Source organism: Pseudomonas sp. 22072, assembly GCF_052046095.1.
In the GTDB taxonomy this organism is placed as follows: domain Bacteria; phylum Pseudomonadota; class Gammaproteobacteria; order Pseudomonadales; family Pseudomonadaceae; genus Aquipseudomonas; species Aquipseudomonas paracarnis.
Genome location: NZ_JBQEQE010000004.1, coordinates 156,994 through 176,414 on the forward strand (window position 1 = coordinate 156,994; position 19,421 = coordinate 176,414).

Annotated in this window: 17 protein-coding genes; 8 read left to right on the forward strand and 9 right to left on the reverse strand. The window is 62.7% G+C overall.

The features are described 5' to 3' along the window. Window positions 1-672 precede the first annotated feature (672 nt). From ACTJLA_RS05845 to ACTJLA_RS05855, 3 genes are all read right to left on the reverse strand, one after another. Window positions 673-1,284, reverse strand: a complete 612-nt coding sequence (locus tag ACTJLA_RS05845; protein ID WP_054896175.1) for a 3'-5' exonuclease — start codon at window positions 1,282-1,284, stop codon at window positions 673-675. A gap of 25 nt (window positions 1,285-1,309) precedes the next feature. After that, window positions 1,310-1,786 (reverse strand): LabA-like NYN domain-containing protein, encoded by a 477-nt coding sequence (locus tag ACTJLA_RS05850; protein ID WP_003194396.1) that lies wholly within the window; start codon window positions 1,784-1,786, stop codon window positions 1,310-1,312. 119 nt (window positions 1,787-1,905) lie between these two features. Then, a complete protein-coding gene (locus ACTJLA_RS05855; protein ID WP_236281944.1) occupies window positions 1,906-2,631 on the reverse strand; it encodes a DUF2076 domain-containing protein in 726 nt (241 codons plus the stop codon). A gap of 182 nt (window positions 2,632-2,813) precedes the next feature. Here ACTJLA_RS05855 and ACTJLA_RS05860 point away from each other — a divergent pair, with 182 nt between their 5' ends. Both ACTJLA_RS05860 and ACTJLA_RS05865 read left to right on the forward strand, forming a co-directional pair. Then, window positions 2,814-3,473, forward strand: coding sequence for a YciC family protein (locus ACTJLA_RS05860; protein ID WP_032873246.1), 660 nt, complete (start codon window positions 2,814-2,816; stop codon window positions 3,471-3,473). A 41-nt stretch (window positions 3,474-3,514) separates the two neighbouring features. Next, window positions 3,515-4,603 (forward strand): endonuclease/exonuclease/phosphatase family protein, encoded by a 1,089-nt coding sequence (locus tag ACTJLA_RS05865; protein ID WP_089042501.1) that lies wholly within the window; start codon window positions 3,515-3,517, stop codon window positions 4,601-4,603. A 122-nt stretch (window positions 4,604-4,725) separates the two neighbouring features. Here ACTJLA_RS05865 and hrpB read toward each other — a convergent pair whose 3' ends face one another. After that, the gene (gene hrpB, locus ACTJLA_RS05870; RefSeq protein WP_314550265.1) at window positions 4,726-7,233 is read right to left on the reverse strand and encodes an ATP-dependent helicase HrpB; all 2,508 of its coding nucleotides are present in this window, start codon (window positions 7,231-7,233) and stop codon (window positions 4,726-4,728) included. A 253-nt stretch (window positions 7,234-7,486) separates the two neighbouring features. Here hrpB and ACTJLA_RS05875 point away from each other — a divergent pair, with 253 nt between their 5' ends. Both ACTJLA_RS05875 and ACTJLA_RS05880 read left to right on the forward strand, forming a co-directional pair. After that, complete coding sequence (locus tag ACTJLA_RS05875) at window positions 7,487-7,906, forward strand: hypothetical protein (protein WP_014720057.1); 420 nt, start codon at window positions 7,487-7,489, stop codon at window positions 7,904-7,906. Window positions 7,907-7,915: 9 nt separating this feature from the next. Then, complete coding sequence (locus ACTJLA_RS05880) at window positions 7,916-8,809, forward strand: cation diffusion facilitator family transporter (protein WP_054896180.1); 894 nt, start codon at window positions 7,916-7,918, stop codon at window positions 8,807-8,809. Here ACTJLA_RS05880 and ACTJLA_RS05885 read toward each other — a convergent pair. Further along, complete coding sequence (locus tag ACTJLA_RS05885; RefSeq protein ID WP_054896181.1) at window positions 8,806-9,768, reverse strand: DUF6515 family protein; 963 nt, start codon at window positions 9,766-9,768, stop codon at window positions 8,806-8,808. The two genes, ACTJLA_RS05880 and ACTJLA_RS05885, sit on opposite strands and share 4 nt — an antisense overlap. 427 nt (window positions 9,769-10,195) lie before the next feature. Between ACTJLA_RS05885 and ACTJLA_RS05890 the strand changes: the two genes are divergently transcribed. Continuing rightward, window positions 10,196-10,675, forward strand: a complete 480-nt coding sequence (locus ACTJLA_RS05890; protein ID WP_003194418.1) for an Lrp/AsnC family transcriptional regulator — start codon at window positions 10,196-10,198, stop codon at window positions 10,673-10,675. Between the two features lie 194 nt (window positions 10,676-10,869). Then, the gene (locus tag ACTJLA_RS05895) at window positions 10,870-11,079 is read left to right on the forward strand and encodes a DUF2788 domain-containing protein (protein ID WP_025999909.1); all 210 of its coding nucleotides are present in this window, start codon (window positions 10,870-10,872) and stop codon (window positions 11,077-11,079) included. Here the strand turns inward: ACTJLA_RS05895 and ACTJLA_RS05900 are convergent. The 4 genes from ACTJLA_RS05900 to ACTJLA_RS05915 form a co-directional block, all read right to left on the reverse strand. After that, on the reverse strand, window positions 11,074-11,709 hold the full coding sequence (locus ACTJLA_RS05900) for a pseudouridine synthase (RefSeq protein WP_072448267.1): 636 nt from the start codon (window positions 11,707-11,709) through the stop codon (window positions 11,074-11,076). The genes ACTJLA_RS05895 and ACTJLA_RS05900 overlap by 6 nt on opposite strands. A 71-nt stretch (window positions 11,710-11,780) precedes the next feature. Further along, window positions 11,781-13,253, reverse strand: coding sequence for an AMP nucleosidase (gene amn / locus ACTJLA_RS05905; protein ID WP_153475217.1), 1,473 nt, complete (start codon window positions 13,251-13,253; stop codon window positions 11,781-11,783). A gap of 177 nt (window positions 13,254-13,430) precedes the next feature. Next, window positions 13,431-15,083: an acyl-CoA dehydrogenase family protein gene (locus tag ACTJLA_RS05910; protein ID WP_034126919.1), complete on the reverse strand. Its 1,653-nt coding sequence runs from the start codon at window positions 15,081-15,083 to the stop codon at window positions 13,431-13,433. Between the two features lie 195 nt (window positions 15,084-15,278). Continuing rightward, window positions 15,279-17,678, reverse strand: a complete 2,400-nt coding sequence (locus tag ACTJLA_RS05915; RefSeq protein WP_440840807.1) for a 7TM diverse intracellular signaling domain-containing protein — start codon at window positions 17,676-17,678, stop codon at window positions 15,279-15,281. A 275-nt stretch (window positions 17,679-17,953) separates the two neighbouring features. Here ACTJLA_RS05915 and ACTJLA_RS05920 point away from each other — a divergent pair, with 275 nt between their 5' ends. Both ACTJLA_RS05920 and thiE read left to right on the forward strand, forming a co-directional pair. Beyond that, window positions 17,954-18,751 carry a hydroxymethylpyrimidine/phosphomethylpyrimidine kinase gene (locus ACTJLA_RS05920; RefSeq protein ID WP_440840809.1) on the forward strand — a complete coding sequence of 266 codons (798 nt, stop codon included), beginning with the start codon at window positions 17,954-17,956 and terminating at the stop codon, window positions 18,749-18,751. A 30-nt stretch (window positions 18,752-18,781) separates the two neighbouring features. After that, on the forward strand, window positions 18,782-19,411 hold the full coding sequence (thiE, locus tag ACTJLA_RS05925; RefSeq protein WP_034126916.1) for a thiamine phosphate synthase: 630 nt from the start codon (window positions 18,782-18,784) through the stop codon (window positions 19,409-19,411). The last annotated feature ends 10 nt before the right edge of the window (window positions 19,412-19,421 follow it).

Sequence of the window (19,421 nt, forward strand, 5' to 3'; positions counted from 1 at the left end):
ACGTGCAAGTCCGACGCCCAGGCCCACGCATCGGACGGAGTGATGAGATGCGTTGGGTGGAGATGGCGAAGGGGATGGTGGGCCAGGCGTTGGAGTGCCCACAGCCTCGATAAACGACGCATAACCCAAGTGTGAGCCGGGCTTGCCCGCGATAGCGGAGGGTCAGGCAACAAATGGCTGGCTGATACGCCGCTATCGCAGGCAAGCCAGCGCCCACATGGGAACTCCAGTGTTCTTGAGGCAGTAGCCGGATCAGAACCCGCGCTGTTTGCTGATCGTTCCCACGCTCTGCGTGGGAATGCCGCCCTGGGCGCTCTGCGTCCGCTCTTAAAGTCGTGACGCGGAGCGTCTCCAGATGCATGCCCACGCGGAGCGTGGGGACGATCAAACGACGCATAACCCCTGTGGGAGCCGGGCTTGCCCGCGATAGCGGAGGGTCAGGCAATAAATGGCTGGCTGATACACCGCTATCGCAGGCAAGCCAGCTCCCACATGGGAACTCCAGTGTTCTTGAGGCAGTAGCCGGATCAGAACCCGCGCTGTTTGCTGATCGTTCCCACGCTCTGCGTGGGAATGCCGCCCTGGGCGCTCTGCGTCCACTCTTAAAGTCGTGACGCGGAGCGTCTCCAGATGCATGCCCACGCGGAGCGTGGGGACGATCAGCGCCAGGCCTTAAAACCCGCGATGTTTCTTCAGGTGCTCATTGATCTTCGCGGCCGGCACTTTCTGCAAGGTGCACAGCAAGTCATGGGACAGCTCCCGCAAGCCATGAGTCTGGCGCAGTTCCTGGGCCAGGTGCGCTGTGAGGTTGGCGGCCATTTCCGCATCCGCCAGCGCCCGGTGAGCCTGGCCGGTGTGGGGCAGTTTGGCGTAGGCGTTGAGGGTGCCGAGCTTGTGGTTGGGCGCCGCCGGCATCAGGCGGCGGGCCAGCAGCAGGGAGCAGGCGAATTTCTGCAGGCGGGTGCGGCGGATCAGGCCCAGCTCAAAGTCCCAGAACTTCTGGTCGAACGCGGCGTTGTGCGCCATCAAGGGCGTGGTGCCGACGAACTCATTGACTTCGTTCATCACCCGTTCAGCCGGTGGCGCGCTGCGCAGCATGGCGTTGCTGATGCCGGTGAGCTGTTCGATAAACGCCGGTACGCGCACACCGGCGTTCATCAGGCTCTGGTAGCGGTCCACGATCTGCCCACGCTCGAGGATGACCACGCCAATCTCCGTGGCCCGGCAGTGGCTGCTGGGGGTGATGCCAGTGGTTTCAAAGTCGATGACCGCTATACGTTCCAAACCTGTTCCAACTCCGTTCTACGATCTATTTGAGCAACAACGCGCCTTCGATCGGCACGTAGTGGCTGGCGGCGCGTATCAATGAGTTGGCCGTCAGCCCCGGCACGCCGTAGGCCACGGCCCGCACGCCATGCTTGTGGATGATGCGTTCGAGCAACATGTCGAAATCACCGTCACCGGAGGCCAGCACGACTTCGTCGACATGGTCGGCGGCGTCCATGATGTCCAGCGTGATGCCCACGTCCCAGTCGCCCTTGGCGGAGCCGTCGCTGCGCTGGATATACGGCTTGAGTTTTACCGTGAAGCCCAGGTTGCGCAGGATCTGCTGGAACTGTTGCTGCTTGCTGTCGCCGCGGTCAATGGCATAGGCGTACGCCTCGACAATCTGCCCGCGCGCGCTGATGTCAGCCCACAGGGCGGCGTAGTTGAAGTGGCAACCATAGGCCTGGCGCACGGTGTAGTAGAGGTTTTGCACATCGGCGAACACTGCAATTTTTTTCACCGCACTTCCTCATGGACAGCCAGGCGCCAGCGCCCGGAAAGGGCGCCAGTATGCCAGCCAAGGGAGCGTTTCCGGGAAAAAATCAGACCGGAGCGCAGCAGCGCCCCGGGCCTGGTGTGTCAGACGAAGGAATCGTCGTCGCCAAAGGAAGAGGAATCGTCGGAATAATCGCTGTCGGCGAAGCTATCGGCGTTATTGCTGCCCCAGCTGTCATTGCCGGCAAACGTCTGGTCATCGTTGCCCCAGTTACCTGAATCACTGGCCGGTGCCGGTTGTTCGATGATCTCTTCCACCACCTGCGGCTGCTGGTTGTGATGGAACAGGCTGCTGATCCCTTCGGCCAGCAACACTCCACCGGCCACGCCGGCGGCGGTCTTCATGGCACCACCGAGGAAGCCACTGCCGGCTGGCGCGGCTGCCGGTGCTTGCGCCGGCTGATAGTTCTGCTGGGGCGCTGGCTGGTTGAACGATGGCCGCGCCGGTTCACGCCAGCCGCCACCTGAGTTGCTCGGCGCAGGCTGTGGCTCACGGGAGCCGCCGCCAAAGATGCTCGACAGGAACCCACCACCGCTGGTCGGCGCAGGTTGCGTGGCCTTGGCCCGTTGCAGCTCGTCCTGCAATTGCTGAATCTGCTGGGCCTGTTGCTTGTTCTGCGCGTCAAGACTCTGCAGCGCATGTTCCTGTACCAGAATCGACTGGGTCATGTAGTAGCCGACGGCAGGTTGGCGAGCCATATGCTCCTTGATCCGCGCTTCGGCCTGGGCGTCGCGGGGGGCTGAGTCCGTTTCGGCTTGCTGCAACCGTGAAAACAGTCCATCGATCAGGGTTTGCTCTTCGCTGTTCATGGCGACCTCGTTAGATTGCCGATAAAAAATTCCGGTCCCGCCTGTGATCAGGCTGGGGGCTTTCCAGTTATGGGGATGTTACGAGTTGTTTCAATGGTCTTTACTCAAGGTTTACGTTTGCGCCCCTTGGACCCTGATCGGTTAAAGTGTGGCCCTCTGCTTCCAGGCCTGTGATGACCCTGATGAATCCGTTAGACGTTTTGCGCGACTCCTTCCGCTTTACCCAGCGCAACCTGGGCGCCATCGTCCAGCTGTGCCTGCCATTGGTGATCCTCGAAGCCTTGCTGCAACAGGTGCTGGACCACACGCTGGGCCCGGATGCGTTTCCCGGCTACAGCGTGGTCGTAGGTTTGTTGGTGTACCCGCTGTACACCGGCGCCCTGATCCTGTTTCTCGACGCCCGCACCCGGGGCGAGTCGCCGCGCACCAAGGACGTGTGGGCCATGGCCTTGAGCCTGTGGCCGCGTTTTGCCCTGCTGACAGCCATGAGCACCTTGCTGATTCTGTTGGGGCTGTCGCTGTATTTCCTGCCGGGCTTGTGGCTGATGGTGGTGCTGGCGTTTGCCGAATACCTGCTGGTGCTGCGCGGCATGCCCGCCCTGGAGGCGATGAAGGAAAGCTTTCGCCTGACCCGCGGGCATTTCTGGCGCATCCTGGTGTGCCTGCTGTGCGTGATGACGCCGTTGTGGCTGCTCAAGGGCGCCAGCGTGGCGGCCTATCCCGAGCCCGCGCCGCTGCTGGGGCTGTTGATGGACAGTGCCCATAGCTTCCTGCAACTGTTCACCAGCGTGGTGCTGTTCCGTTTATTCATGCTGATCGGTGGCGACGCCGACGTGCGGTGATATGCTCCGTGGCTCTTCTGACACGCATATAAGCCGAGCCGATGACCCGTTTATTGCGCATCACCCTGTTGAGCCTGTTGATCATCGCCGGCCTGCTGGCCGCGCTGATCTACAGCCTGACCTGGCGCCCTGCCGACAAAGAGACCCTGCCCGTCAGCTGCGTGGCACCCCGCGCCCCGACACTGCTGCCGGGGCAGGCGCTCAAGGTCATGACCTGGAATGTGCAATACCTGGCCGGCAAGAACTACGTGTTCTGGTACGACACCCCGGACGGCAGCGGCCCGGACGATCGCCCCACCGTCGAAGACATGGCCTTTAGCCTCGACGAAGTGGCGCGGGTGATTCGCGACGAACAGCCCGACATCCTGCTGTTGCAGGAAGTCGACGAAGGCGCCAAGCCTTCCCATTATCAGGACCAGCTTGCGCTGTTACAGGAGCGTCTGGTCGACCTCTACCCGTGCAGCGCCCAGGCCTTCGACTGGAAAGCCGACTTTGTGCCCAGCCTGCATATCTTCGGCAGCGTCGGGCGCAAGCTCGCTACGCTCAGCCGCTACCAGATCGAACATGCCGAACGCCTGCAACTGCCAACCGCCGATGCCAACTTCGTCAGCCGGCAGTTCCAACCTAAACCTGCGTTGCTACTGACTTACCTGCCCTTGAGCGATGGCGGCCAACTGGCGGTGCTCAATACACGCCTGGACGGCGGCGCACCTGGCCGCTCGGCAGCGCAACAACAAGTGCAAGCCGCGGCCAAGCTGCTGGACAAGTTCGAAGGCCGGGGCACGCCCTGGTTGATCGGCGGGGATTTCAACCTGCTGCCACTGGGCCAATACCTGCGCCTGGACGCGGCTAAGCGTGGGCAGTATGCGCCGGACAGCGAGTTGCACCTGCTGTGGGACAAGTACCCGATGATCCCGCGTAACAGCGAGTCCAGCGGGATTGATCGTGAGAAATGGCTGACGCACTTCCCCAATGACCCGAGCCTGGACGGGCCGGATCGCACCTTGGATTATCTGTTCTACAGCCCGCGCATCAAGCGGGTGGAGGCGAAGGTGAGGCAGGAGGACACATTGCGCATTTCCAACCATCTACCGGTTATCGCCCGCTTCCTGCTGCCTGCCGCGCAATAACCCACATCCTTAATCTTTTGTGGGAGCTGGCTTGCCTGCGATGCCGCCGATGCGGTCTTTCAGTGACACCGCAGCGATGCGATCGCAGGCAAGCCAGCTCCCACATTTGAACTGCATAGTGCCTACTTACGCGGCTTGATTCGGGCCGTCGCTTCGGCCACCAACGGGTCATCCGGCCAATAATGCTTGGGGTATCGCCCCTTGAGATCCTTCTTCACCTCGGCATAGGTACTGCGCCAGAAGTTCGCCAGGTCCTGCGTGACCTGCACCGGCCGGCGCGCCGGGGACAGCAAGTGCAACTTCACGGCCAGGCGCCCGCCGGCAATGCGCGGGGTGTCTGCCAACCCGAACAATTCCTGCAAGCGCACCGCCAGGATCGGCGGCTGCTCGCTGTAGTCCAGGCGTACCGATGACCCCGACGGCACTTTCACATGCTGCGGCGCCAGCTCTTCCAGGCGTTGGGGCAAGGGCCAGGGCAGCAGGTTGTGCAGGTAGCTGGAGATATCCAGGTTGGCGAAATGGCTGAGGCGCGAGACCTTGCCCAGGTAAGGCATCAGCCAGTGTTCGAGGCTGGCGAGCAGGGCCTTGTCGCTGAGGTCGGGCCACTCGCTGGTGTTGCCGGCATCCAGTTGGCGCAGCAGCATCACACGGGCTTGCCACTGACGCAGTTCCGGGGTCCAGGGCAGCAGTTCCAGGCCTTTGCGGCGCACCAGGTTGACCAGCGCCTGGCTGCGGGCGGATTCGTCGAGGCCGGTCAGGGGTTCGCGGCTGAGCACCAGTTCACCGACTTTGCGTTGGCGCTCGGCACGCAAGACGCCTTCGCGCTCGTCCCAGTCGAGTTGGTCGACGTTGCGCACTTGCTCGGCCAGCACCGTGTCGAACAGTGCCGGATCAAAATCCGCCGCCAGGTAGATGCGTTCTTCGCGCTGGCCCTGGCGGCTGCCCAGGTCGGCGATCACCAGCCAGGGTTGTTTCATCAGGCTGTCGGCTTCGGCAAACAGCGCCGCTCGGCCATTGGCCAGGCGGTATTCAGCGCCACCGGGGCGGCGTTGCTGGGCGACGCGGTCCGGGTAGGCCAGTGCCAGCAAGGCGCCGAGCCAGCGCGGGTGGTCGGGGTTGTCCACCGGCTGGGTCGCCTTGCCGCGCAGGTAGCCACGGTATTGCCGGGCCAGTTGCTTGGCGCGCTGCACGCCACCCTGCGTACCTCGCGCGCGCTCCTCGCCGGACATCAGCGCCAGGCGGCTGTGCAAGTCGGCACCGCCGCCGCGCAGGATATCGCGCTCGCCCAACAGGGCTGCCACGTCACAGGCGGTGGCGGCGAGCCCCAGGTCTTGGCCACGCAATAACAGGTGGGCAATACGCGGGTGGGCGGGCAACTCGGCCATCTTCTGGCCATGGGCGGTGAGGTTTTCGTCGTTCAATGCACCGAGGCGTTGCAACAGGTCCTGGGCCTGGGCATACGCGGCTGTGGGTGGCGCATCCAGCCACACCAACTGGCTGGGCGTCACGCCCCAACGGGCCAGTTGCAAGGCCAGCCCCGCCAGGTCGGCGGCGAGGATTTCCGCGCTGCCATAAGCGGCCAGACCGTCGTGCTGGTCTTCGGACCACAATCGGTAACACACCCCTGGCTCCAACCGACCTGCCCGACCGGCGCGCTGGGTGGCGCTGGCGCGGGAGATGCGCTGGGTGTCGAGGCGGGTCATGCCGCTGCCGGGGTCGAAACGCGGCACCCGAGCCAACCCGGCGTCGATCACCACGCGTACGCCGTTGATGGTCAGGCTGGTCTCGGCGATGTTGGTAGCCAACACCACTTTGCGCTTGCCGGCCGGCGCCGGGTCGATGGCGGCGCGCTGTGCATTGAGGTCCAGCTCGCCATGTAGAGGGCATAACAGCACGTCAGGGCGATCACCCAGGGCCTCGGCCAGTTGCTGGTTGACCCGGCGAATCTCCGCCTGCCCCGGCAGAAATACCAGCACACTGCCGGGCTCGTCATGCAGGGCTTCGAGGATAGTTTGCACCACGCGCGGCTCGATAAACTCTCCGGCCTGAAAGGGCCGCCCCCAGCGCATCTGCACCGGGAACATGCGCCCTTCACTGCGCAGGATCGGCGCGTCATCCAGCAAGCCCGCCAGGCGCTCCCCTTCGAGGGTGGCGGACATCAGCAGGATCTTCAGCGGCTGCTCGTCGCGAAACAGCTCGCGGCCGTTAAGGCTCAGGGCCAGCGCCAGGTCGGCGTCGAGGCTGCGCTCGTGGAATTCGTCGAAGATCAACAAGCCCACGCCGTCCAGCGCCGGGTCGTCCTGCAGGCGGCGGGTGAGGATGCCTTCGGTGACCACCTCGATACGCGTATTGGGGCCGACTTTGCTGTCCAGGCGAATGCGGTAGCCCACGGTCTCACCGACCTTTTCACCCAGTTCACTGGCCAACCGCTCGGCAGCAGCACGAGCAGCCAGGCGCCGGGGTTCGAGCATCAGGATGGTTTGCCCGGCGAGCCACGGCTCATGCAACAAGGCCAAGGGCACGCGGGTGGTTTTACCGGCGCCGGGGGGCGCTTCCAGCACGGCTTCATGGCGATGCGCCAAGGCGTCACGCAGGGCGGGTAAAACATCATCGATCGGCAACGAATTCATACTGGCTCCAAAGCAGAGCGGCGAGTATAACGGCGAACTGCCAGATGCCGATGCGGGTCTTAAAAGCACCCACGCTTTGGGCTGTGAATGCAGTCGAAGGTGGGAGCTGGCTTGCCTGCGATAGCGGTGTGACAGTTGCCGCTGTATTTCCTGAACCGTCGCAATCGCAGGCAAGCCAGCTCCCACATTGGTTCATCGGCGCCTGGCCGATCTGGCTTATAGTCACCCTTAAATCTGTTCAGGAGACTTTTTCATGCGTATCGCTTCCCGTGTCATCGGCGGTGTACTCGCCGTTACCCTGCTGAGCCAACTTACCGCCTGCGGGTCGATTTTCTACCCCGACCGTCGTGGCCAGATCGATGGCAAGATCGACCCGACCATCGCGGTACTCGATGCCCTCGGCCTGTTGTTTTATGTGATCCCCGGCCTGATCGCCTTCGGTGTCGACTTCGCCACGGGCGCCATTTACTTCGAACCGGGCAAGACCGCCCAGGTCGCCCCCGAGAAACTGCACGAAGCCATCGGCGCTGACGGCAAGGTCGATAACGCCAAGCTGCAGAGCATCATCCAGAAAGAAACCGGCCGCACCTTGCCGCTGGACGACCCACGCCTGATCCAGTTCAAGGGCAGCGTGCAGCAACTGGCGGCCCTGGGCCTGCAGCCTGCCGCGTAAGGACAGCTCATGACCAGCAGCCCCGAACACGCAAGGCTCTTGCGCCTGGCCACCCGCGCCTCGGTGGGCGTGGCCTGTGTGTTGATTGTGACCAAGGCCATCGCCTGGTGGCTCAGCGGCTCGGTGAGCATGCTCGCCGGGCTGACCGACTCACTGCTCGACGGCGTCACTTCGCTGTTGAATTTGCTGGCAGTGCATTACGCCCTGCGCCCGGCCGATGACGATCACCGTTATGGGCATGGCAAGGCGGAGTCGCTGGCGGGGATGGCGCAGGCCTTGTTTATCGCCGGCAGTGCGGTGCTGATTGCGCTCCAGGCCTATGAACGGCTCAAGCACCCAGAGCCGGTTGGCGCACCGTGGTTGAGTATCGGCGTGATTATCTTGTCCCTGGCGCTGACCGTGGCCCTGCTGGTGCTGCAACACCGCGTGGTGCGCGAGACCGGCTCCAATGCGGTGCGCGCCGACTCGCTGCATTACCGCTCGGACTTGCTGCTCAATGGCAGCATCCTGATTGCGCTGGTGTTGGCAGGTTTTGGCTTTCATCAGGTCGACGCCTGGTTTGGCCTGGGGATCGCCGCCTACATTCTGTGGAGCGCGATCCAGATCGCCCGGGAAAGCTTTGCGGTGCTGATGGATGAAGAGTTACCGCCAGACGTCAGCCAGCACATGCTGGAACTGGCCCGGGGCGTACCCGGCGTGCTGGGTGCCCACGACTTGCGTACGCGGGTTTCCGGCAACCACTGGTTTGTGCAGTTGCACCTGGAGTTGCCGGGCGAGTTAACGCTGTCGGTGGCCCACGGCATCAGCGACCAGGCCGCCGATGCCATCCACCGGGAATATCCGAAGGCCGAAGTGCTGGTGCATGCCGACCCGCGGGAAGTGGTCACCGGCAACAAAACCTAGTACTGCACCTGATATCCACGACTGCCCAGGCAGTTGCCCTGGGCCTGGCGGTAAGTTTGTACCACCGCAGGGTCCGGGGCATAGGTAACGGTGCGCGGGTCGAAGCCACTTTGTTGCACCGCCCAGCGATAACAGTCGTAGCCGTCCTGCTGTACCTGGGCTGGCGATTGGCCGTTGGCCGGGTAAGCCACCACGTCATAGCCGTTGCCTTGAGGCGTCGGCGGAGGTGATGGCACCTGCGTCGGTGGTTGTACCACCACGTATTGCTGGGTGCTTTGCTCGTAGGCGTAATAGGCGCCTGCGGCGAGGAACAACAGCGAGCCGCCTACCCACACTTCACGTGCGTAGTCCGGCAGGTAATGCACGCGAATGCCATAGGGCGGCGTCACCACTACGTAGCGTGGGCCTTGGGGGCGATACCAGTAGCCGCCGGAGAAAAAGTAGTCCTGGCCACGGTAAGGCACGCGGTAATTGCGATCGGGGAAACGGTCGATGACATATCCAGGGCGATGCTGCGGGCCTGGACCCCAGCCATTGCCATGCCCGTCGGGGCGGCCTGGCCAGCGGTTATCACCGGGGCGATCGTTACTCGGACGCGAACCGGGGCCGCCGGCCTCCCAATGCCGGTTGTCATCGGGGCGTCTGGGAATATCACGGTAATAACCCTGGCGCGGCTCCTGGGTCTGGCGCACGGTATCGGGCCGGCCCTGGATCGGCAGGTTATTGGAGGGTTGCGGTTGCGGTGCTGGTCGCCCCGGCTCATGACCTTGAGGCCGACCTTGCCATTGGCCACCCTCGTGCTCGCCGCCACGATCACCCTGCGGGTTTTGTGGGCGTGGCTGATTGTGCTCAGGCCGTTGCCCCTGGCCCGGTGAGTTATCGCGTTCGTCGGCCATCGCCTGGGAGCCGACGCTGACCACCAGCAAACCAACACCTGCCATACGCCAGATGCGCTTCATGCTTTTCCTCACTGCGGATTGGGGCTTGATCATGAGACTGGAAAAGCCTCGCCCGGTTCTGAGACAGGTTATCAGTCACGAGAACTATTTTCTGAAGGCAAAACGCGCACAAAGAAAAAGGGGTGACCCGTCGGCCACCCCTTGAGAATTTCGTCCGTGCTCAACGCTTTTGACGTTGGCTCACCTCACGCCGTCTTGTGGACAGTGTGCAGCCTGGAGGCCGGCTCAACCCTGCTGGGGCGGCGGCCGCAACGGGCCTGATTGGGCGCGCTGCTGTGGACTGTTGTCCAGGCGGTGATTCTGTTGGTAATCATAGGCGTGCCAGGCGGGCAGAGGATTGCGAAGATTGCGTCAATAAACAGTGCTTGCGCAATTTTTAACCCTTCATGGATAATTAACCGCAATAGTTACGACAAAGGCCAACCCAATGAGCAAGCTTGACCGATACGACCTGAGTATTCTGGCGGAATTGCAGCGCGACGCGAGGATCTCCAACCAGGAGCTGGCCGAACGCATCGGCCTGTCGCCTTCGCCCTGCTCGCGCCGGGTCAAGCAATTGGAGGACGACGGCTACATCGCCCGCCAGGTCGCCCTGCTCGACCGCAAGATGCTCGGCCTGAGCCTTACGGCCTACGTACTGATCGGCATGGACCGTCACACGCCGGAACGCTTCGAGAATTTCGAAGCCGCCATCCGCACCCTGCCGCAAGTGCTGGAGTGCAGTTTGGTGACCGGGATGGATGCGGACTACCAGTTGAAGGTGGTAGTGCCGGACATGGATCACTATCAGAAATTGCTTCTGGGGCATCTGACCCGGATTGAAGGGGTGACCAGCGTGCGGTCCAGCTTTGTGCTCAACCAGGTATTGAACAGCACCGAACTGCCCCTGACCCACCTGCGCACCTGAGAACAACGATGCTCAGCTGTAGGAGCGAGCTTGCTCGCGAAAAACGTTAACGATAACCCGTGCCTNAGCAAGCTCGCTCCTACAATGACATCAGGCCCCCCACAGTTTGACCGTGCAGGACTCAGGTCAATGTTGCGTTTGTGACGCTGCCGTATACTGCTCGCTTGTCTTGTCGGAAGAGCCCCATGAACAACATCGACCCCGCCCTGTTTGAAGAATGGATGATGACCGGCCTGGTCACTATCCTCATCATTTTCATGGGCTTCATCGTCTGGGACCTGGCGAAGAAATCCAAGGCCGGGCGCTTTGGTTCGTTCATCCTGTTTTTCGTGCTGGGCCTGGGCGTGGCGGCGTTCATCATCAAGAGCGTGGTGATCGGCCTGATTGAATCCGGCGCCTTATAAGCGCGCCGGCACTGCCTTCCAGTGGCCTTGATCCAGGCCATCGATCGACCACTCACCAATACGCACGCGCACCAGGCGCAGCGTCGGCAAGCCCACTGCTGCGGTCATGCGCCGTACCTGACGGTTGCGCCCTTCACGAATCACCAACTCCAGCCAATACGTCGGCACGCTTTTGCGAAAGCGTACCGGCGGGTTGCGCGGCCATAATGCCGGCTCATCCAGTTGCCGCGCCTCGGCCGGCAAGGTCATGCCGTCGTTGAGTTCCACGCCTTCACGCAGGCGTTGCAGCTGCTCTTCAGTCGGCTCGCCTTCCACCTGCACCCAGTAAGTTTTCGCCAGCTTGTGCTTGGGGTCAGCGATGCGCGCCTGGAGCTGACCGTCGTTGGTCAACAGCAGCAGGCCCTCGCTGTCACGGTCCAGGCGCCCTGCCGGGTAAATGCCGGGGATATCAATAAAATCCTTGAGGGTCGCGCGCCCACCTTCGTCGCTGAACTGGGTCAGCACATCGAAGGGTTTATTGAACAGGATCAACTTGGGCTCGGCCGGTGGCGCCTTGGCAACGCGGCGAGCGGCAGAGTACGGTGGTTTCACGCCAGGGCGGCGCGAATCGGGACGGCTGGGACGGGACATGGCAAAGGAACATCTAACGGTCAGGACCGACAATGCTAGTGGCCTGACCGCTAAATGACCATCCCAACCGCTTAGCGGAACGGCGGCTCGTCGAAGCTGCGCAGTTTGCGCGAGTGCAGGGAGTTGAGTTCGGTGCGCAACAGGTCGACCGCCTCGATGCCGATCTTCAAGTGCTGGCTGACCGCGCGCTCATAGAACGCGTTGGCCGAACCCGGCAGCTTGATCTCGCTGTGCAAGGGTTTGTCCGATACGCACAACAAGGTGCCGTAAGGCACGCGCAAACGGTAACCCTGGGCGGCGATGGTGCCGCTTTCCATGTCCACGGCCACGGCGCGGGACAGGTTGATCAGCGGCCGCTCCTGGGCCCAGCGCAGTTCCCAGTTCCGGTCGTCATAGGTCAGCACGGTACCGGTGCGCAGGCGTTTTTTCAGCTCTTCGCCTTTTTCGCCAGTGACTTTCGCCGCAGCTTGCTGAAGCGCCAGCTGCACTTCGGCCAGGGCCGGGATGGGGATGTTCGGCGGTACCACGCGGTCGAGAATCCCGTCGCGGCGCATATAGGCGTGGGCCAGTACGTAGTCGCCGATGGTCTGGGATTGGCGCAGGCCGCCGCAGTGGCCGATCATCAGCCAGCAATGCGGGCGTAGTACGGCCAGGTGGTCGGTGATGTTCTTGGCGTTGGACGGGCCTACGCCGATGTTCACCAAGGTCACGCCGTGGCCGTCAGTGGCCTGCAGGTGATACGCCGGCATCTGGTAGCGGTGCCAGACCACGCCGGCGGCAATGGCCGAGGCTTCGCCGTGGTCCATGCTCTTGTCGATCACCACGTTGCCGGGCAGCACCATACGGATAAACCGCGGGTCGCTGCGCAGTTGCTCCAGGCCATGCAGGATGAACTGGTCCACGTAGCGGTGGTAGTTGGTCAGCAAGATCCACGGCTGCACATGGCGCCAGTCGCTGCCGGTGTAATGCACAAGGCGACGCAGGGAAAAGTCCACGCGGGCGGCATCAAACAGGGCCAGGGGCAGCGGGTCGGTGTTTTCCCAGTCGTACAGGCCATCGGCAATGCCGTCGGTGGCGGCGGACAGGTCGGTACTGGGGAATACACGAGCCAGGGTCGCGGCGGTGACGCCGGAGCCGGCCAGTTCATCACCCTGCTCCACCACATAGGGGTACGGGATGTTCTGCTGGCTGACGCCCACTTCCACGGTCACGGTGAAGTCGTGCATCAGCGGCACCAGTTGCTCCAGCAGGTACTTACGGAACGCGGCCGGGTGGGTCACGGTGACGCTGTAGGTACCCGGCAGTTGCACCTTGGCATACGCCCGAGTGGTCTGTGGGACTTCGCCGTGGCAGTGGTAGGTCAGGCGCAGTTCCGGGTAGCGAAACAGTGCGCGTTGAGCGGCGTCGGGTTCGACGCGGTCCTTGAGGTATTGCTTGAGCGCTTGGTTGAGCGCGCCAGTCGCACGCTCATGCAGCGCCGCCAGCCGGTCCACGGCTTCTTCGGCGGTTTTAACGACAACAAAAGCTTCGGTCACGGTAAGCATCCTGTGTTCTGACTTGCAGGCCTTTATCTTGCCTGTATCCAGGCCTCACCGAAACACCGGAAGTGGAATGCTTTGATAGGTGGGAGCTGGCTTGCCTGCGATAGCGGTCNCCACATAATTGCTGGCTGGACCACCGCTATCGCAGGCAAGCCAGCTCCCACATTTGACTGTGTTTATTCAGAGGGATTGTGGGGTTGAGCGGGCGACAATAGCTTGCACATCCACCCCACGCGGCAAGGTGCCATATACCCGCCCCGACGACTCACCCAACCGACTGGCGATAAACCCGTCGCTCACCGCCGCATTACCCGCCTCCAACAACAACTTGGCCTGCAACGCCAGGGCAATGTCCTCGGTCAGCTGCCGTGCCCGATACTGGATATCCTGGGTGTCCATGAACGCCGCCTTCAACTGCTCGATATGCCGCGCCAGCTGTTTGTCGCCATGGCCATCCCCCAGCTCCACAAACAACACCTCCAGCACACCCGGCTCTTTGGACAACGCACGCAGCACGTCCAGGCATTGCACATTGCCAGAGCCTTCCCACGTGGAGTTAACCGGTGCCTCACGGTAAAGACGCGGCAGGATGCTGTCTTCCACGTACCCGGCGCCGCCCATGCATTCGGCGGCTTCGTTGATCATCGCCGGCGCTCGCTTGCAGATCCAATACTTGCCCACCGCCGTGACCAGCCGGGCGAACTTGGCTTCATGTTCATCATCAAGCTGATCCAGGGCGCGCCCCATGCGCAGGCTCAAGGCCAGGGCCGCTTCGCTTTCCAGGGCCAGGTCGGCCAGCACGTTCTGCATCAGCGGCTGCTCGCTGAGCACGCGGCCACCCACTTGGCGATGGGCGCAGTGATGGCTGGCCTGGGTCAGCGCCTGGCGCATCAAGGCGCTGGAGCCGACCATGCAATCGAAGCGCGTCATGGCAACCATTTCGATAATGGTTGGAACGCCGCGGCCTTCTTCACCGACCATCCAGGCCAGGGCGCCGCGAAACTCCACTTCGCTGGACGCGTTGGAGCAGTTGCCGAGTTTGTTCTTCAAGCGCTGGATGTAGAACTCGTTGCGCGTGTCGTCCGGTCGGTGCCGGGGCAGCAGGAAACAGGTCAGGCCCTTGTCGGTCTGGGCCAGGGTCAGGAAGCCATCGCACATCGGTGCCGAGCAGAACCATTTATGCCCCACCAGTTCGTAGGCTTGGCCGGGGCCACCCGCGCCTACGGGGTAAGCGCGAGTGGTGTTGGCGCGTACGTCGGTGCCGCCCTGCTTCTCGGTCATGGCCATCCCGATAGTGGCGCCGGCCTTGTGGGCTATGCCGACATTGCGTGGGTCGTAGTGGGTATTGAGTACTTTAGGCAGCCAGAGGTCCGCCAGCTCCGGTTGCAGGCGTAGGGCCGGGACGCAGGCGAAGGTCATGGTCAGCGGGCAGCCGCTGCCGGCTTCGGCCTGGCTATGCAGGTAGGTCATCGCCGCACGCGCCACATGGGCGCCAGGCTGCGGATGGGCCCACGGCAACGACGGCAGGCCATGCTCGACGGCGGTGCGCATCAACTCGTGATAAGCCGGGTGAAACTCCACCAGGTCGATACGATGGCCGTAACGGTCATGGCTACTGAACACCGGTTTGTTCTGGTTGGCCAGGAACCCGGCTGCCATCAACGGCCCACCGGCCAGCGCACCGTAGGCATCAATGCGCGCTTGTGCCCAACCGGCGCCGAAGCGGCGTGACCATTCCTGCAAAGGCAAGTCGATGCGATACAGGTTAGTGCCGTCCAGGGACGGTGGCTGGTTGGTGACGTCGTGGGTTTCGGCAAACTGATGCAGGTTCATGACGGGCCTCCTGGAAAAAGGCCGCATCGATCTCAGGCTGCCTGTAGGAGCGAGCTTGCTCGCGAAAAACCTGAGAGCAACGCGCTAACCCAGGCGGGGCGCGTTATCGTTGACGTTCTTCGCGAGCAAGCTCGCTTCTACAAAAAACACGGATCGATTGAGGCCGGTTTTTTCAGTTAAGCATCGCCACCGCGCTTAAAAAAGTGGCATACGTGCCGAATGCTCGGCGCTTTCACCCTCATCCGCACACAGCACGCTGCGCTCAAGCGCCGCCTGCAAGGCGTCGAAACGCACCGGTTTGGCCAGTCGGTCCGTCATGCCAATACCATGGCAGCGCTCACGCTCCGGCCCATTGGGCGAAGTGCTCAGGGCGATCACCGGCAATTCACCGCAGCCGGGCAATGCGCGAATCTGGCAGCACAACGAAAAGCAACCCTCTGGCACATCCAGCAGCACGGCGTCGAAACTGTGCCCCTGCAATGCAGCGAGCGCCGCCGGGCCGCTGTCCACGGTTTTGACCCGGTAACCGAGCTTGAGCAACATGCCACGCACCGCCAACTGGCCCACGCTGTTGTCGTCCACCAACAGCACCGTGCATTCCTGAGGCGCACGCTGTGCAGGCAAAGCCTGCGCGGCCGGCGTCACCTGCTGCGGCACGGCGCTGACGTCCATTTCCAACTGGAAGCGGCTGCCTTTACGGGGCTCCGAATGATGGGTCAGGCGCCCGCCCAGCAGTTCGATCAACTGCCGGCAAATCGCCAGGCCAATGCCCAGGCCGCCGTATTCACGCGTCATCGAGCCGTCCAACTGAAAGAAACGCTGATACAACGTGGCCTCATCGAGAAAGGCAAAGCCGATACCGGTGTCGGTGACGATAAAGCTCAAGTGCAAGGCGCCATCCCCTTGCGGCACGCCCACCACACGCAAACGCACCGCGCCGACGTGGGTGAATTTGAACGCATTGTCGAGCAGGCAATCCAGGCACTGACGCAACTTTTGGGCATCGCCGATGAGCCGGTCTGGCAGCTCATCCGCGACGTCAATGGAGAACGCCAGACCCTTGGCCTGGGCGCTGCCGGTGAACTGCTGGCGCAAGGTATCGAGCTCGCCGCGCAGGCTGAACACTTGCGGCTGGGCCACCAGGCGACCGGCCTGCAACTCGGTGAGGGTGAGGATGCCGTTGACCATGCGCATCATGTCCCGCGCCGAGCCGGCGGCGGTTTGCTGGTACTGCGTCAGGTCATCGTCCAAAGGCACGGTTTGCATCAGTTCCAAAGAGCCGATCACACCGTTCATCGGCGTGCGCAATTCGTGGGTCAGGGTGGCGAGAAATTCGTCTTTGAGGCGATTGCTGCGGGCCAGTTGCTGGTTGAGCGCTTCCAGCTTCTGGCTGGCATCGAGGAGAATCTGCGCCTGCTGTTCGCGCATGCCATTGATGCGGTCAGCCAGGGCCAGGGACAACAGCGCCACTTCAATGGCTGAGCCGAGCTGGCTGGCGTACATGGTCAGGAACACGTTAGGCAGATAACCCAGCACCATCAGGGTATTGATCACCCCGCCGAGCAGGAAGGCCGACCAGGCGATGATGAAATAACGCGCCATGCGCTGCCCGCAATACCAGGCCTTGATGGCCGCCACGAAGATGGTCACGGTAAACACCAGCGCCAGCGCAGTGGCCAGGCGCAGAGCCACGGCGTAACTGGTCAACAGCGCCAGTGCCATCACCAACCCGCCACAGGCCGCCAGCGCCAGCAGGATGCGGTTGAGCCAGCGGCTGTGCTGCGCGGTGTGCAGGAAACTGCGCGCGAAAAGGCTGCCGAACAAGGCCGCCGAGCCGATCAGGAAGGGAACCGCCGCATTCGCCCACCAGGGGTTGTTCGGCCAGAAATACTCCACCGCAACGCCGTTGACCGACAGCTGATACAAACCGAACGAAGCGATATAGAAAATGTAATAGAGGTAGCTGGTGTCGCGTACACTCAGGTAGATGAACAGGTTGTAGATCAGCATGCCCAGCAACACACCGTAGATGGCGCCGAGCACGTACAAACGCAGCGGTTGCTCTTCCATATAGGCAGTGCCCGCCCACAACGTCAGCGGTGCCTGGATCGAGCCTTGGCTTTGCAAGCGCAGGTAGACGGTTTGTTGCTGGTCGGGCAAGAAGCTGAGCTTGAACAGGTAGTTGCTCTGGCTCACCTCACGGCTGGAAAACGGCAATGCGCTGCCGGTGCGGGCGGTGAGGCGGTAGTGGCCGGTGCCGTCGTTCTGGTAGAGGTCCAGGCGATTGAGCGGCGGGTAGGCCAGTTCCAGAAACCAGGTGCGTGGTGCGCGGGGATCTTTGGCGGTGTAGTGCAGGTTGACCTTCAGCCAGAACACCGAGCGTGAATAGCCGGCATTGAGCGTGTCTTTGTCGTGGGTCTTGAATTGGGCGGCATAGGCGGGGGAACTGACATCGGCGATGGTGAGGGCATCGGTTGGGTCTTCGAGCACTTGCATGACCCGGCCCAACGGGAGGCTGCGCGTGTCCTGGTTGAACTCGACAGCGCCGGCGAGCATCGGTAGCCCGCACAATATAAACATCAGCAAATAGCGCATAGAGCCCCAGCGTAGCCTGGTCCGGTTGTGTCAAAAGCCCCCCATTCCTTTTGAGAAGACGTACACCGGCGATACAGTAAGTTATTGGGATGCACTTTAGCATAGCCAGTAAAAGCCATTAGCCACTGCCGGAACTTTTTTTAGAACAGCTCTAGCGCAATGCTTTCAGACCGCTGCGTTGCAGCGTTCGGCCACGCAAAGCGACGCTGCAGCAGCAAACTTCTGCCATCGCCAGGCAGCCACGCAAAAAGCGTTTGGTGGTAAGCTCGCGCACCATGAATATCTACAGTTCTCGCCCCGTTGTCCTCTGTCTCTCCGGCCACGACCCCAGTGGTGGCGCCGGCCTGCAGGCAGATATCGAAGCCCTGCTCGCCCAGGGTTGCCACGCGGCCCCGGCCGTCACCGCGCTGACCGTGCAGAACACCGTCAATGTCAGTGATTTCCGCGTGCTTGACCGTGAGTGGGTACTGGCCCAGGCCAATGCCGTGCTCGGCGACTCTGAAGTCGCGGCGGTCAAGCTGGGCATGCTCGGCTCCACTGCGATGGTCGACACCGTGGTCGAACTGCTGCAGGCGCACCCGCATTTGCCGGTGGTCTGCGACCCGGTGCTGCGCGCCGGCGGCGGCGGTAGCCTGGGCAAGGACGAGGTCGGTTATGCGATGCGCGAGCGGCTGCTGCCCCTGTCATTGATCGCCACCCCCAACCTGCCAGAAGCGCGCATCCTCGCGGAACTGCCCGACGGCAGCGCCGAAGACTGCGCCGAGAAGCTGCTGCCGTACATCAAGCACCTGCTCATCACCGGCGGCCATGGCGATGAGCACGAAGTGCACAATCGCCTGTACAGCCGCGACGGCACGCGCCAGACCTTTACCTGCCAGCGCTTGCCCGGCAGTTATCACGGCTCGGGTTGCACCTTGGCCAGTGCGCTGGCCGGGCGCATTGCCCAGGGTGAAGGCCTGGCCAGCGCCGTGCAATCGGCCCTCAACTACACGTGGCGTACCCTGCGTGATGCCGAACAACTCGGCCAGGGCCAGTTCGTGCCGCGCCGATTGCCGCTGGATTTCTGCTCGTAACTTATCGCTCGTCAGCAAGGGGTTTGCCCGATGAAACTACGCGGCCTTTACGCCATTACCGACAGCCAGCTGTTGGCCGGCAAATTCCTCGCCTACGTCGAGGCGGCGCTGGACGGTGGCGTCACCCTGTTGCAGTACCGCGACAAAAGCAGCGACGAGGCACGGCGCCTGCGTGAAGCCGAAAAGCTGTACGAACTGTGCTCACGCTACAAGACCCAATTGATCATCAACGACGATGCCGAACTGGCCGCGCGCCTGGGCGTCGGCGTGCACCTGGGCCAGACCGACGGCCCGCTGACCTCGGCCCGGGCATTGCTCGGCGCCAAGGCGATCATCGGCGCCACCTGTCACAGCCAGATCGAACTGGCCGAACAGGCCGCCAAAGAAGGCGCCAGCTACGTCGCCTTCGGCCGCTTCTTCAATTCCACGACCAAACCCGGCGCACCCGCCGCCACCGTTGACATGCTGGCCCAGGCCCGCAAGCGCCTGCACCTGCCGATCTGCGTGATCGGCGGCGTCACCCTGGAAAACGCCGAGCCGCTGGTGGCCCACGGGGCCGACCTGCTCGCCGTGGTCCATGGCCTGTTCGGTGCCGACAGCACCCAGGAAGTCACTCGCCGCGCCCGTGCGTTCAACCATCTTCTTAAATCTTCAGTTTAGAGAGCCCGAT

Bases quoted from the DNA above. Each gene is read 5' to 3' on its own strand.
- ACTJLA_RS05855 (WP_236281944.1), bottom strand. From the start codon at position 2,631: ATGAACAGCGAAGAGCAAACCCTGATCGATGGACTGTTTTCACGGTTG.
- ACTJLA_RS05860 (WP_032873246.1), top strand. From the start codon at position 2,814: ATGAATCCGTTAGACGTTTTGCGCGACTCCTTCCGCTTTACCCAGCGC.
- ACTJLA_RS05865 (WP_089042501.1), top strand. From the start codon at position 3,515: ATGACCCGTTTATTGCGCATCACCCTGTTGAGCCTGTTGATCATCGCC.
- hrpB (WP_314550265.1), bottom strand. From the start codon at position 7,233: ATGAATTCGTTGCCGATCGATGATGTTTTACCCGCCCTGCGTGACGCC.
- ACTJLA_RS05875 (WP_014720057.1), top strand. From the start codon at position 7,487: ATGCGTATCGCTTCCCGTGTCATCGGCGGTGTACTCGCCGTTACCCTG.
- ACTJLA_RS05880 (WP_054896180.1), top strand. From the start codon at position 7,916: ATGACCAGCAGCCCCGAACACGCAAGGCTCTTGCGCCTGGCCACCCGC.
- ACTJLA_RS05885 (WP_054896181.1), bottom strand. From the start codon at position 9,768: ATGAAGCGCATCTGGCGTATGGCAGGTGTTGGTTTGCTGGTGGTCAGC.
- ACTJLA_RS05890 (WP_003194418.1), top strand. From the start codon at position 10,196: ATGAGCAAGCTTGACCGATACGACCTGAGTATTCTGGCGGAATTGCAG.
- ACTJLA_RS05900 (WP_072448267.1), bottom strand. From the start codon at position 11,709: ATGTCCCGTCCCAGCCGTCCCGATTCGCGCCGCCCTGGCGTGAAACCA.
- amn (WP_153475217.1), bottom strand. From the start codon at position 13,253: ATGCTTACCGTGACCGAAGCTTTTGTTGTCGTTAAAACCGCCGAAGAA.
- ACTJLA_RS05910 (WP_034126919.1), bottom strand. From the start codon at position 15,083: ATGAACCTGCATCAGTTTGCCGAAACCCACGACGTCACCAACCAGCCA.
- ACTJLA_RS05915 (WP_440840807.1), bottom strand. From the start codon at position 17,678: ATGCGCTATTTGCTGATGTTTATATTGTGCGGGCTACCGATGCTCGCC.
- ACTJLA_RS05920 (WP_440840809.1), top strand. From the start codon at position 17,954: ATGAATATCTACAGTTCTCGCCCCGTTGTCCTCTGTCTCTCCGGCCAC.
- thiE (WP_034126916.1), top strand. From the start codon at position 18,782: ATGAAACTACGCGGCCTTTACGCCATTACCGACAGCCAGCTGTTGGCC.